The sequence below is a fragment of the Sphingobacterium athyrii genome, from assembly GCF_003071065.1.
Taxonomy (GTDB): domain Bacteria; phylum Bacteroidota; class Bacteroidia; order Sphingobacteriales; family Sphingobacteriaceae; genus Sphingobacterium; species Sphingobacterium athyrii.
This window is the reverse complement of record NZ_QCXX01000004.1, coordinates 840,902-854,027: the sequence shown is the minus strand read 5'-3', so window position 1 is coordinate 854,027 and position 13,126 is coordinate 840,902. Positions and strand designations below refer to the sequence as shown.

Annotated in this window: 12 protein-coding genes and 1 rRNA gene; 3 read left to right on the top strand and 10 right to left on the bottom strand. The window is 40.3% G+C overall.

Going from position 1 to position 13,126, the window contains the following annotated elements:
* The 6 genes from DCO56_RS17955 to spt all read right to left on the bottom strand — a co-directional run.
* Positions 1 to 230 (bottom strand): 16S ribosomal RNA (locus DCO56_RS17955); the annotation flags it as partial.
* A 1,338-nt stretch (positions 231 to 1,568) separates the two neighbouring features.
* The gene (locus DCO56_RS17945) at positions 1,569 to 1,964 is read right to left on the bottom strand and encodes a GtrA family protein (RefSeq protein ID WP_108635093.1); all 396 of its coding nucleotides are present in this window, start codon (positions 1,962 to 1,964) and stop codon (positions 1,569 to 1,571) included.
* A gap of 2 nt (positions 1,965 to 1,966) precedes the next feature.
* Entirely contained in the window at positions 1,967 to 2,659 is a 693-nt protein-coding gene (locus DCO56_RS17940) for a CDP-alcohol phosphatidyltransferase family protein (RefSeq protein ID WP_108635092.1), read from the bottom strand.
* Positions 2,660 to 2,668: 9 nt separating this feature from the next.
* Positions 2,669 to 3,661: an NAD-dependent epimerase/dehydratase family protein gene (locus DCO56_RS17935; protein WP_108635091.1), complete on the bottom strand. Its 993-nt coding sequence runs from the start codon at positions 3,659 to 3,661 to the stop codon at positions 2,669 to 2,671.
* Positions 3,658 to 4,779: a hypothetical protein gene (locus tag DCO56_RS17930; protein ID WP_108635090.1), complete on the bottom strand. Its 1,122-nt coding sequence runs from the start codon at positions 4,777 to 4,779 to the stop codon at positions 3,658 to 3,660. The genes DCO56_RS17935 and DCO56_RS17930 overlap by 4 nt, the downstream gene beginning before the upstream one ends.
* A 13-nt stretch (positions 4,780 to 4,792) precedes the next feature.
* Positions 4,793 to 5,992, bottom strand: a complete 1,200-nt coding sequence (spt, locus tag DCO56_RS17925) for a serine palmitoyltransferase (protein ID WP_108635089.1) — start codon at positions 5,990 to 5,992, stop codon at positions 4,793 to 4,795.
* A 411-nt stretch (positions 5,993 to 6,403) separates the two neighbouring features.
* Between spt and smpB the strand changes: the two genes are divergently transcribed.
* Positions 6,404 to 6,859 carry an SsrA-binding protein SmpB gene (gene smpB, locus DCO56_RS17920; protein WP_108635088.1) on the top strand — a complete coding sequence of 152 codons (456 nt, stop codon included), beginning with the start codon at positions 6,404 to 6,406 and terminating at the stop codon, positions 6,857 to 6,859.
* Here smpB and DCO56_RS17915 read toward each other — a convergent pair.
* On the bottom strand, positions 6,856 to 7,767 hold the full coding sequence (locus tag DCO56_RS17915; protein ID WP_108635087.1) for an AraC family transcriptional regulator: 912 nt from the start codon (positions 7,765 to 7,767) through the stop codon (positions 6,856 to 6,858). The two genes, smpB and DCO56_RS17915, sit on opposite strands and share 4 nt — an antisense overlap.
* Positions 7,768 to 7,967: 200 nt before the next feature.
* Here DCO56_RS17915 and DCO56_RS17910 point away from each other — a divergent pair, with 200 nt between their 5' ends.
* Positions 7,968 to 9,470: an aldehyde dehydrogenase family protein gene (locus tag DCO56_RS17910; protein WP_108635086.1), complete on the top strand. Its 1,503-nt coding sequence runs from the start codon at positions 7,968 to 7,970 to the stop codon at positions 9,468 to 9,470.
* Positions 9,471 to 9,472: 2 nt separating this feature from the next.
* Positions 9,473 to 9,847, top strand: coding sequence for a DUF779 domain-containing protein (locus tag DCO56_RS17905; protein ID WP_108635085.1), 375 nt, complete (start codon positions 9,473 to 9,475; stop codon positions 9,845 to 9,847).
* A gap of 82 nt (positions 9,848 to 9,929) precedes the next feature.
* Here the strand turns inward: DCO56_RS17905 and DCO56_RS17900 are convergent, their stop codons facing one another.
* From DCO56_RS17900 to DCO56_RS17890, 3 genes are all read right to left on the bottom strand, one after another.
* On the bottom strand, positions 9,930 to 10,331 hold the full coding sequence (locus DCO56_RS17900) for an acyl-CoA thioesterase (RefSeq protein WP_104383990.1): 402 nt from the start codon (positions 10,329 to 10,331) through the stop codon (positions 9,930 to 9,932).
* A gap of 69 nt (positions 10,332 to 10,400) precedes the next feature.
* Entirely contained in the window at positions 10,401 to 12,224 is a 1,824-nt protein-coding gene (locus tag DCO56_RS17895; protein ID WP_108635145.1) for a MutS-related protein, read from the bottom strand.
* Positions 12,225 to 12,258: 34 nt separating this feature from the next.
* Positions 12,259 to 12,915, bottom strand: coding sequence for a protein-L-isoaspartate(D-aspartate) O-methyltransferase (locus DCO56_RS17890; protein WP_108635084.1), 657 nt, complete (start codon positions 12,913 to 12,915; stop codon positions 12,259 to 12,261).
* Between the last annotated feature and the right edge of the window lie 211 nt (positions 12,916 to 13,126).

Sequence of the window (13,126 nt, the reverse complement as noted above, 5' to 3'; positions counted from 1 at the left end):
CTATCCTATAAATATTTAATAACCAGACGATGCCGAATAGTTATATTATGCGGTGTTAATCTCTCTTTCGAGAGGCTATCCCCCTGATAGAGGTAGGTTGCTCACGCGTTACGCACCCGTGCGCCACTCTCACCATCTTTGAGCAAGCTCTCCGATGGATCCCGTCCGACTTGCATGTATTAGGCCTGCCGCTAGCGTTCATCCTGAGCCAGGATCAAACTCTCCATTGTAAAATGAAGTTTTTGATTCCAACTATTTACATAATCAGAATTCTTTTTTTATATCTCTGATCTTGGACCGAATTGAACCAATTCTTGAATTTGTTCATGACTTTCGTCTCCTACTCGTCACGCTTACATGATTGTGTTTTCTTAAAGAACTTCTGCGCTTCAACTTCCGTATCCGCTATATTCCGATGGGCACCAGGCCCGTCTTTATCTTTTTATGTTTCCCTCCGTTTCCGTTGGGACTGCAAAGGTAGAAATCTTTTTTGAACTTCCAAAAAACTTTTGAAGTTTTTTTTTCTTTTTCTTTTCCAATTTCTGCGCCTAACTCCCGTTAAACCCTTCTTTTTTCATTGATCCCTCTTTCGAAGCAACCGTTCCTCCCTTGCGGAGTGGTGCAAAGATAGGGAGATTACTAACAAACTTCCAAGCCTTTTGTTCTTATTTATTTCATTTTACCCCTAACTCGCTGGAAACTTGACGGATTGTTTTTACCGGAAGCTGACCTGAGGGCCTTAGGGGGCAGGCTTACGGGCAGGCAAAGCGGAGAAACGATACGTGAAACGTCGGAATGGCTAACAGGGTACTTGCCTGCTACCCCGTGCAACCAGAAGCCTCCGAGCTGGCAAAGCAGGATAAATGCGAAGTCAGCAAAACAGCTCCAGGAGAGAAATCTGGAGCAGAAAGGCCGGGAATGAGGCGGCTTCCAGGGCAGCTTTCTCTTATTCTTTTGATTGGGGTACTGACTCCTTAACGGCTTTTAGCCAAAAAGCACAGCACTAGCTAATAGAAAACATTAAGGATACCCTAGAATAAGAAGCCGGGATTGGAAAGATCGAATGTGGGCAGGCATAAAAAGCGTAAGCGCAAACAAACCGCGGAAACTGCAGAAATATAATGCAAAAGCGAAGTCACCAAGGTCAGCATAAGTTCAATGTTTAGTTAGGGTTTGTTTAGGTTTAGTTTAGGTATTGGTTAGGTATAGTTTAGGTAAAAGCTAAACTATACCTAATGGATTGCTAACTTAAATCTAGATTATTCCTAAACTAAGATATAATCAATAGCGAACAATTAGTATTATAACCAAATAGCCTTAGCTTTATTTAAAAGAATATAACTGTTAATGCTATGGTTATCGATGATAATCCAAAATGCAAACGCCGGCAACCAAAATTAAAATAGCACTGAAACGATCTACAAATAACCTGGAGTTATCAATACAGATTGCAATTTCACCAATTTAAAATTTAAAAAATGGATTAGAAGTCCAAAAAAAAGCTATATACAGAAAAAACAATATTAAGCTGAACGGCATCGTTCAATCGACAAGAAAAGGGAAACAAATTACTTCCCATCGTCTTTAAAGACCCAGAAACGCTGAAGTGTATAATTAAAGCCTAAAGAAACAAGCAACTCAACAAGTAGCTTTGAAAACAAAAAGTTAAAATGGTATACGTCCACTAGAAAGTGAATGCCAGTAGATTTGAGCAGAATACTGCCACAGACAACAATTACAAACTTCCATAACTGACTACCTACAGAATTTTGCGTGCTTCCAAAAGACCAATACCGATTGATCAAGAAGTTTACGACAGCGCCAAGGCTACCGCTGATTGCATTGGAGAAAGGCGCGCTAATGTGTAACAGTTTATAACAGGCAGAATATACACCAAAATCAAACAATCCGCCCAGAAAGGCGGACAATTGTGCTTTTAGAAAAATAACAACCCTTGAAGACATATTTAGCCCGCCTCCTCTTGTTGTTTTTTCAGTTTATCTTCCTTATCCTTCGCATCCCCCAATTTTAACAACAGACGTGTATCATTTGCATTAATAATAAAAAGCAACAAGCAAATCACAAATACACACCAATTAATGGAACCGGGCATCAATACCTCCAATAACATCACCAAGGAAATAATCACACGTATTTCTGTCGGCCCCAAGATTCCGGCATCTATGGTATACTTATCAGTAATTCTATACCGAAGTTGGGATATAATCATCGCCCATCCATATAAGGAGACCAACGTAAAGCCGAGATATTTAAAATCACCTGTCGTATAGAGTACATATCCCAATCCGATAAATACCGTACTGATCCAATCCATTACAATATCGAGTGCAAATCCATACCAACGGCGTGATTTATTCCGATAAAATGCAATACGTCCATCCAATGAATCACCAAACCATTGTACAAAAAAACCAGGAATACCTAAAAGTAAATAACGGATATCAACATATTCTGCTAGTAAAAAACTCCCTAAAACCATCAGGGATCCCAAAAAACCGATCGCCGTAAGGCCATCAGAAGTAATCCAATTCGGAACCCTCGGCACGAGGTATGTAATCAACTTTTGTTCGGGTTCACTCAGGATATTTGTTCTTTTTCGATCTTGAAAAAGCTTTTTATTTATTTTAAACTCACTCATTATCTGTGATTATAACCATTTATTTTCTTTATACCAAGCCAGTGCCTCCTCTAAGCCCGCTTTCAAATTATATTTAGGTTGGTATTGTATTTGGCTTTGAGCCAATGAAATATCACAGCCCCAATTTTCTGCTGTAAGTTCATTCAGTCGCTCTGGATATAGTACAGGTATTGTTTTTGAATTTTTATATACACGTTCAAAGATTACAGCCACTGCTTTGACAATCCCCAAGGGAATATGCATCCGGATCATTTTCTTCTGCGTGAACTCTTTAAAAATTTTGGCCATTTCATATCTATCATAGACCTGACCATCACTCAGATTGTATACTCTTTTCCCTCCTTGATCAAAACGGCAAGCGTTTAAAATCGCTTGAACTAGATCCGTCACATAAATAAAGCTTAGCTTTTGAGGAGATCTTCCGACATAGGCATCCATTCCACCGTTCATTGTCTTGAAAAGAATAAAAATATCTTTCTCTCTGGGACCATATACTGCTGTAGGCCGTAAAATTGTCACCGGTTGTCCCTCAAACTCACTCAATGCGAGTTCCGCCTTGCTTTTGCTTCGACCATAAGCTGTCACTGGGCAGTAGGGATTACATTCATCAATTAAATTGGATGCATAAGGAACAGGTCCTATGGCTGCAAGACTACTTACAAATACAAATCTGCGGATTGGGTTTTCCAATGAAAAACAGGCCGACGCCAAGTTTTTGGTATAACCAACATTGACCTGTTCTAAATCTTCTTCGCGTTTGGCACGCGTCATTGCCGCTGCATGTACGACATAGGTATAGTTTTCCGATTCCAATAAAGCTTTGATGGAAGCTTCATCAGTGAAATCAGGATAAACAAATTTATCCACAACAGAACGAATTTCTGAAACGTCACTCGACTTTCTAACGGCAGCATGAACTTCCATTCCGGCTTCCTTCGCCGCCCTTGTCAAATGATAACCCACAAAACCACTCGCTCCAGTGATTAATATTTTTTCTATCATAATGATTTTTGATACAAACGATACCGTTTGTACAATTCTCCATTCATTTGTTCAATGGCATGGTTCATCATATAATTATGCTCCAACATCCACGAACATTCAGCCCCTTTTATATTAGAATCTTTTGATTCTCTAATAATTCGGCCGTACAAACAAGCTTCAATACCAAGCTTGCGATAATCTTCCAATACACCCAACATCAATACCCGTAGCAAATTGATTTTTTTCTTTCCGAACAACAACTTAAAAATACCCGTAGGAAGTAAACGGCCTTTCTTCACTTTGATAAGAATTTGATTGATATCGGGGATACCTAAGCCAAAACCAACGAGCTCTCCGTCTTTTTCGGCCACAATGGCAAAACGTGGATCGAGGATCATCTTCAGATCTTTAGCTGTATAGTTAAATTCATCTTCCGTCATCGGAACGAATCCTGAATTTTTATCCCAAGCTCTATTATAGATATCACGAACCTTGGCAGCTTCGTTTTTAAAATCCTTAACATTAAATTGGCGCAATGTAATTCCTGATCTTTTTAAACGTTCCTCCAACTTATCCAAAAGCTTTACAGAGCGCTTATCGGCAGTTTGCTCCATGACCAGATACGCCCTAAGATCTACCTTCTGTCCATAACCGGCATTGGTAATCAAATCCATGTAATAGGGTGAATTGTAGGGCATCATCGCCACTGGTGGTCTATCAAAGCCCTCAACCAAAAGCCCTACCGTATCATTGGTTGACAAATTGATAGGGCCGACGATGGTATCTCCACCTTTAGCTTTCACCCATTTTTCAGCAGTTTCAAACAAAGCATTAGCCACCTCCTGATCATCGATGCAATCAAAAAAACCCCATTGCCCTTCATTGACATGATTAAAGGCGTTGTGGTTGTTGTTCCAAATCGCGCAGATTCGGCCAACGATCTCATCATTACGAAAAGCTAGAAAGGGTTGTGCTTGGGAATGTTTGTAAAAGGGATGCTTGTCAGGGGAAAGCAAATCGTTTTGTTCAAGAAATAAGGCCGGTACATAATTAGGATTTCCCGCATAGAGGCTATGAGGGAAATCTATAAACAGCCGTTTTTGTTTCTTTGTTTCAACGGGTACAATCTGAATCATATACGATTAGATTTTATATTAATGTTTCAACTTCAGCTTGTTTGAATACTTTAACCATCTTCTCAATTGCTTCATCGATTTGGTCATAAGTATGTGTCGCCATCAATGAAAAACGAATCAAAGACTCCTCCGCAGGAACCGCCGGAGAAACAACCGGGTTAACAAATACACCATCATCTTGGAGCATTTTAGTCACCCAGAAGGTTTTTTCATTGCTACGAATAAATATTGGCAAAATAGGACTTTCCGTAGCGCCTAGATCAAAACCATGATCTAATAATTGCGCTTTGGCGTAATCCGTATTTTTCCATAATTTTTCAATGTGTTCAGGTTCATTTTGAATAATCTCCAACGCTTTCAATGTAGAAGCAACAGAAGCTGGCGTCATTGACGCACTAAACATCACTGAACGTGCATTGTGTTTCAAGAAATCAATCACATCAGCATCGCCCGCTACGAATCCACCTAAAGAAGCTAATGATTTACTAAACGTACCCATGATCAAATCTACATCGTCATTAAGCCCAAAATGCGACGCTGTACCAGCGCCTTTATGTCCAATAACACCCAAGCTATGTGCATCGTCCACCATAACGGCAGCATCAAACTCATTGGCTATCGTAGTAAGTTCCGGTAAGTTAACAATATCACCTTCCATACTAAAGATACCGTCCGTACAAATTAGTTTTGCACTTTCTTCAGGCAATCTCGATAATTTAGCGCGCAGATCGTCCATATTGTTGTGACCGTATTTGATCACTTTCGCAAATGATAAACGGCTTCCATCAATAATAGATGCGTGATCACGTTCATCCAGCAAAATATAATCGTTACGTCCCATCAGACAAGACAAAGGACCAAGATTGGATTGGAATCCTGTGCTAAACAGAATCGCGGCCTCTTTACCTACATAAGCAGATAGTTTTTCTTCCAGTTCTACGTGAATATCCAAGGTACCGTTTAAGAAACGCGATCCAGCACATCCAGTACCATACTTCTCCAAAGCATCTTGCGCTGCTTTTATAATACGTATATCAGTCGTTAACCCTAAATAAGAGTTAGAGCCGAACATCAATACACGTCTACCATCGATTTTTACCTCGGTATCTTGTTTTGATTGAATAGGCCTAAAATAGGCATATAAGCCTTTAGCTTTTAACTCCTCTACAATCTTAAATTGCGATATTTTTTCGCCTAACTTTCCTTTACTCATGCGATAAAAAGGTATTTCTAAAACTATTTCTAACTTTTAGATGTTATTGTAACAAACAAAATTCTCGAATTGGACTTTTATATAAAAAACTCTGTCTTCGAATAAAAATCTGCTCTATCCACAATGTAAGTTGAAATTCTACGTTGTCTATATTCACAATAATTCCAAAAAACGTTGCAAACATACGAAAACATAATCTGACTTTCACTTAAATTTAGTCATATTTTTAACACACCGCCCAAAACAGTTAATTTTATTTTAATACTCCCCTAACATCTTCCCCACACAATTCTACTATAAAATAAGACAATTTTAATAATTATATTTGCGAACTTTAAATTATCCTATAATTAGTTACATTTAGGTTCATTGCACTAGCAATGGTATAGACTTACTAATATACAACAATATATGGCTTTATCTTCAGATATCAATATAAAAAATAAAAAAGCTTCTTTTGAGTATCATCTACTGGACAGATACGTTGCTGGAATTCGACTTTTAGGCACAGAAATAAAATCAATACGGGAGGGAAAAGCAAATATTAACGATAGTTTCTGCAGTTTCTTCGAAGATGGGCTTTACATTCGTAACATGCATATTGCCGAATATTCCATGGGTTCATTTTACAACCATGAAGCAAAACGCGACCGCCAGCTTCTGCTGACAAAAAAAGAACTTAAGAAACTAAAAGAAAAAGGTGAAGAACGGGGTTTTACAATTGTTCCATTGCGCATATTTATCAGCTCACGTGGTTTTGCAAAAGTTGAAATTGCCCTTGCACAAGGTAAAAAAGACTTCGATAAACGGGAAAATATAAAGGAAAGAGATGTCAAACGTGAGCTTGATCGCGTTATGAAATTCTAACTTTGCCATTGCGTCAGGACAAATGCTCCTGGCGTGATGCCTACCCTATTTTTAAACAGCCGGACAAAATAATTGACATCATTGAATCCTGCCCCAAAACAGGACTCCTTAACATTACGGGTCAAGAGCAACAACTGCTTAGCTTTATGAATACGCTGCTGAATCACATATTCCATTGGGCTAAGCCCAAGTTCCCGATTGAACATCCTGGTCAAACTGGCCTTGCTCATGTGCGCGGCCTTCTCCAATAGTTCTATCGATATCTTCTCGGTAATATTCCTACGGATAAATTCCTGTAAATGAACAAGTACCTTATTAGGCGATTTCCCCACCTTCAACGCCATAAGAGACTGCGACTGCAGCAATCGAATCGTAAGCTCCTTAAACGTAAGATCTGCCAAAACATCTTTAAGCGGATTTTCGCTTATAATAATCTGAAATAATTTATTAACCAATTCGGCCAGTTCGTTGGAATTATAAAGATGAAAAAGTTCCGGATCAATATGCCAGCGGTCCAACTGTTCCTTTGGATAAAATTCATTTAAATAATCCAATACTGCTTCTATTTTCTCTTTCCGGATAGTGAGCGCCGAACACTGTGTAGGCTGCTCCAGTGTAGCTTCCGGAAAATCAATATGCATACCGACCATGGATGGCAATACGATCATCTGTCCGGGTAGATAGTCAAAAGCTTTCATATGATCCAGGTGCATAATTTTCTTCCCTTGAATCATATTGATCATGACCAGGTCATCAAACCGCAGGGGTACATATTCAGACACACGATATGTCTCATATATATTCAGTTCCAGGCTATCCAATGTAAATGCGCGGCGGTTTTCCACCAGCGTACTGAGTTCTCTTCCCTGAGAAAATGGCAATGTATGAATCAGTGTCCTATCCTTCATATCGCATCAACTAAATATAATTGGTAATCAATCAAATATAACAAAAAAAATCAAGCATTTGTTTCGGGGTATCTTGGAATAATATGCTATGCTTTTACTGCAACGATGCTGCTATGCTTTGCTTCAATAATGCTACGGTATTGAATAATTGCTGGCTAACTTTGATAAGAAGGGATTAAAAATAAGTAATAATAAATCATATGAGCGCAATTCAAAGACCATCGTTCAAAGAACGATACGACAATTACATTGGCGGCAAATTTGTTGCCCCGATCCAGGGAAAATATTTTGACAACATCTCACCGGTGGATGGTAAAGTATATACCCAGGTCGCGCATTCAACGAAAGAAGATCTCGATCTGGCAGTTGACACGGCATCCAAAGCCTTTGAGACCTGGGGAAAAACATCGGCAACCGAACGCAGCATTATTCTCAACAAAATTGCAGACCGCATCGAGGCTAATCTGGAATATATTGCCGCAGTAGAAACCATAGATAACGGAAAAGCGGTACGTGAAACGCTAAATGCAGATATCCCGCTTGCCATTGATCATTTTAGATACTTTGCGGGAGTAATCCGCGCCGAAGAGGGATCAATAACCGAATTAGACAGCAATACCGTTTCCTTGATTGTGCACGAACCGATAGGCGTTATTGCACAGATCATTCCATGGAATTTCCCAATTTTAATGGCGGTATGGAAACTTGCCCCAGCTCTTGCTGCCGGAAATACCGTTGTTTTAAAACCGGCAGAAAGTACACCGGCATCAATTCTGGTCCTCATGGAAATTATTGGCGACCTGATACCTGCAGGTGTGGTAAATATTGTCAATGGTTTTGGTTCCGAACTGGGCAGGGCCTTGGTAACAAATCCAAAAGTTGCGAAGGCAGCCTTTACAGGTTCCACCGCAACGGGCCGGTTGGTCATGCAATACGCTACAGAAAATATTATCCCCGTAACACTGGAATTGGGTGGAAAATCCCCAAACATATTCTTCAGCTCAGTCATGGATGCTGACGATGCATTCTTGGACAAAGCGATCGAAGGTGCTGTTTTATTTGCCCTTAATCAGGGAGAAATATGCACATGCCCCTCGCGCTTATTGATCCAGGAGGATATCTACGATAAGTTTATTGCACGTGTCATTGATCGGGTCAATCAGATCAAAGTTGGTGATCCATTGGATCCGACAACAATGATGGGCGCCCAAGCTTCCAAAATTCAAAAAGACAAAATCATGTCTTATATCACACTGGGTAAACAAGAAGGAGCCGAAGTGCTAACCGGCGGAGACGAAAATAATGTCGGTGCAGGTTTTGAAGAAGGTTACTACATCAAACCAACGCTATTCAAGGGAAATAATAAGATGCGTATTTTCCAGGAGGAAATTTTTGGTCCGGTCCTGGCTGTTACAACGTTCAAAGATGAGCAAGAGGCTATTGCCCTTGCCAACGACACTATGTATGGTCTCGGCGCCGGTGTATGGACCAGAGATGCACATCAGCTTTATCAAGTTCCACGCGCCATCCAGGCAGGCCGTGTTTGGGTTAATCAATATCACTCTTATCCAGCTGGCGCCCCATTCGGAGGATACAAACAATCCGGAATTGGTAGAGAAAATCACAAGATGATGCTTGCCCATTATCGTCAGGCAAAAAATATGTTAATTTCATACAGCAAGGAAAAACTAGGGTTCTTTTAACAATGACCAACAGAATAGATAGTACGGACAAAGCCAAGGAGCTCATTCATACACTTGAAGCACAACACGGTGCATTGATGTTTTATCAGGCAGGCGGTTGCTGTGAGGGCACTCAACCTCAATGTTTCGAAAAAGGGGGGTATTTTCCGCGGATGAATGATGCCATGATCGGATTGGTTGAGGGATATGAGTTTTGGGTAGACCGGGATTTGTTTGAGTACTGGAAACATGCCCACTTCACCCTTGATGTGCTGGAAGGTTTCGGTCCCGGTGGTTTTTCGTTGGAAACACCGCTAGGAAAAACCTTTAAAGTACATTATCGGCTCTTTACCGAAGAAGAATTAAAAGAACTTAGTCCGGTCAAACGTAGTGAATAAACACAAAAACGGGTGGATTACTCCACCCGTTTTTAAATCTTTTGCCATCGCAACCAAAAGTATCCCAGTTAAATTAGGAAGATCATTCTATATCTAGCCCCTCTAAGACAGGAATTGGCTGCTTATTTTCATCCAAAGCAACAAAGGTAAAAACACCTTCTATGGCCAGTTCGCGTCCTTCTTTATACATGTGTTCCAAAAATATTTCAACTTTCACCTTGAGACTGGTACGTCCGACGTTTTGGACACGTGCGATCGCTTCAATAATACTTCCCGAAGGAATTGCCTTATTGAAATCAATACGGTCGGTGGACACGGTCACTAAAGTTTTGCGGCAGAATCTCGTAGCCGCCATGAAAGACACTTCATCCATAATGGACATTGCCTTTCCGCCGAATAAGGTATCGTGATGATTTGTCAGAAAAGGAAATACTGTTGTACATACATGCGTTTCCGATAAATCAATACGTTCTTGTAAAGTCATTTATTGTGTTAATTTTGTGGATTTAAGAGGACACAAATGTAAGGCTATCCCAAAACAATTGAGTCATTTTTATCCAATATTTTCTTCGATATCCACCCCTATACCCTTTAGTAACAACGAGGCATTGAAGATCTTACACTCTCCGGTCTTCAATTTATAGTCAAACAGCATCTGCCCCTCGTCCACCTGAATGTCAAAATGATAATTTTTGATTTCTCCCGGAAACTCCTGCTCCAAACTGGACAGTTGCAGATCATGTGTAGCCACCATACCTTTCCCCTCCAAGCGGACTAATTTTTTGATAATCGCACGGGATCCCAAATACTTGTCCACCGAATTTGTACCACGTAGCATTTCATCAATCAGGAAGAAACTATCCGTATAGGAAGCGACTGTATCTAATATAAATTTCATTCGATTGAGCTCTGCCTTGAAGGTAGAGGTACTTTCATTCAGGTTATCCCGGATACGCATATAGGATATAAGCTTATAAATCGGTAGCCGAAATGTTGTAGCGGCAACGCTGGCTCCGGCATAGGCCAGAACGGCATTTATTCCAATTGTCCGCAAGAACGTACTTTTCCCCGCCATATTGGATCCGGTGACCAATGCAACCCGATGATCCATACTTGTATAATCATTGGCAACAACCTGTTCGCTCGGAATCAGCGGATGGAAAACGCCATGTGCTTCAATCTTATCTTCGTTAGGACGGTTTAAAATGACCGGGTAAATATAAGTTGGGTGGTTTCTTTTCCAGATGGCCAGACTATTCACGGCCTCTACTTTTGCCAGGGTATCAAATGAATTCAAAATTTCCTGTTCATACTTATTTTTCCAATCTATAATCGCCAATACCTGTCTAAAATCCCAAAGCAAAAAAAGATTCAGAAACAGACCAACGAATACATTATTTCGCGCATCCAGATTATTGATCAGTTTGGCGAGTTTTTTAAACGCTCTTGAAATAGGTTCAGCATGATTGCCTTGCTTTAATTCATTCGCCATTTCCTGTAGCGATGCAGACTTCCATGAATGGCTTTCAATAGCCTGTATGGCATCGGCATAGGATTCCAGCATTCCGCCTATCTTATCTATTCTTGAGGAGAATAAACTTATGTTACCTGCTTTGGCAAAAGCCCAAAGCACATGAAACAGGCCCAATATAGTGGCGACAGCCGCAAATTTGGGGATAAAAAAACTACCAATGAGCGCCACCGCAAATAAAGCCGGACCAACCTTGACATACATGCGCATGAAGGCGTTTCCAAAGTTAAAATTTCGATCTTGAAAATAATTGGACAAAAAAGCTTTAATATCCAGCTTATGATTTAGGTTTGCCAGCAGTTTTGCCTGAAAATCCCATATCCATTCCGATTCATTTTCCAATTCTTTCGAGGCTTCCTGATTGCGCCAGATCTGCTCCTTATCCAAAGGAGCACTGAACCAAGATGCCAGCAGGTCAATACCCTGCTTCGTTGTCGAGCGGTTCAATTGGGCAAATAAAGAATGGGATCCAAATACATCCATATCCGAACCGTAAGGATGGTTGCCATCTTCAAATTGCTCTCCATGGGCATACATGTTTGCTTTCCCTTCAGCTACGGTCTGTTCGTTGGAAAGTACCTTTAAATAGGCTTCAAAATAATTTTTCTGAAGTTCCAGTTGACTTTGCCGGCGCACCAAATACGCAAAAAGGAATAACAAGGCAAAGAAACAAAAGAACACCAGAGGTAGACTTTCCAACTGAAAAGTATAAAACAACAGCGCTCCACCGCCAAGAATAACGAATAGCCGTATGAAGCTCAAGGTATTCACCTGCTTATTTAATTTTAAGAGCGTTGACGCAATTTCTTGATGCTTTTGCGCATATAATGTAGCGATTGAATTCATCCCTAAATAATTTTTTATTCCATCAATCATTCAACTACCAGGCCTGGTCCCCCACCAAAGGCACAAAACGAAAGGTATCTAATTCTATTCGATCAAAATCATTTTCCCCCACACGAATTATTGTTACCATCTTCTGAGACTTCTCGTCTCCCACCGGAATAACGAAAATCCCCCCTATTTTCAGCTGTTTCAGCATGATTTCTGGTACAAATGGGGCTCCTGCAGTTACAATGATTTTATCGTAAGGGGCATGCTCTACAATACCTTTGGAACCATCACCTAAAAAGAAATTTGCCTTATAGCCCATATAGGGCAGCACCTGAATTGTCCGTTGATAAAGATTTTCCTGACGTTCTATGGTATACACCTCAGCGCCAAGTTCAAGCAGAATACAGGTTTGATAGCCTGATCCAGTTCCTATTTCCAGCACCTTATCTCCCCTTTTCACGTGGAGCAATTCTGATTGATAAGCGACAGTATAGGGTTGTGAAATCGTCTGTCCGTCACCGATAGGAAAAGCAATATCCCGATAAGCCTGATTCCAAAAGGTTTCATCAAAAAAGAAATGGCGCGGTACTTTTCCAATGGCTTCCAATACTTTTTGATCTTCAATACCTCTTCCTTTTAGATGCTCGACCAATTTCTTGCGTGCACCTCTTTCCCGATAATTATCAATAAACTTATACGCCATGATGTTTCAAATTTACTTTTAAAAAGGGATATTTAGCCGAACTATTCACAAATCATTTAGCGTCAAGCCAATACATGGCACTGAATACCGTACGTAGAACAAAGCTGCGCTACTTCAAAAAGACCTAATCCAAACAGCAACAGCAAGTTAAAAACAATTAAATTGCACTAGTTTCAGAATATTGATGACATAAGTCTGCCGGATAAGCGTA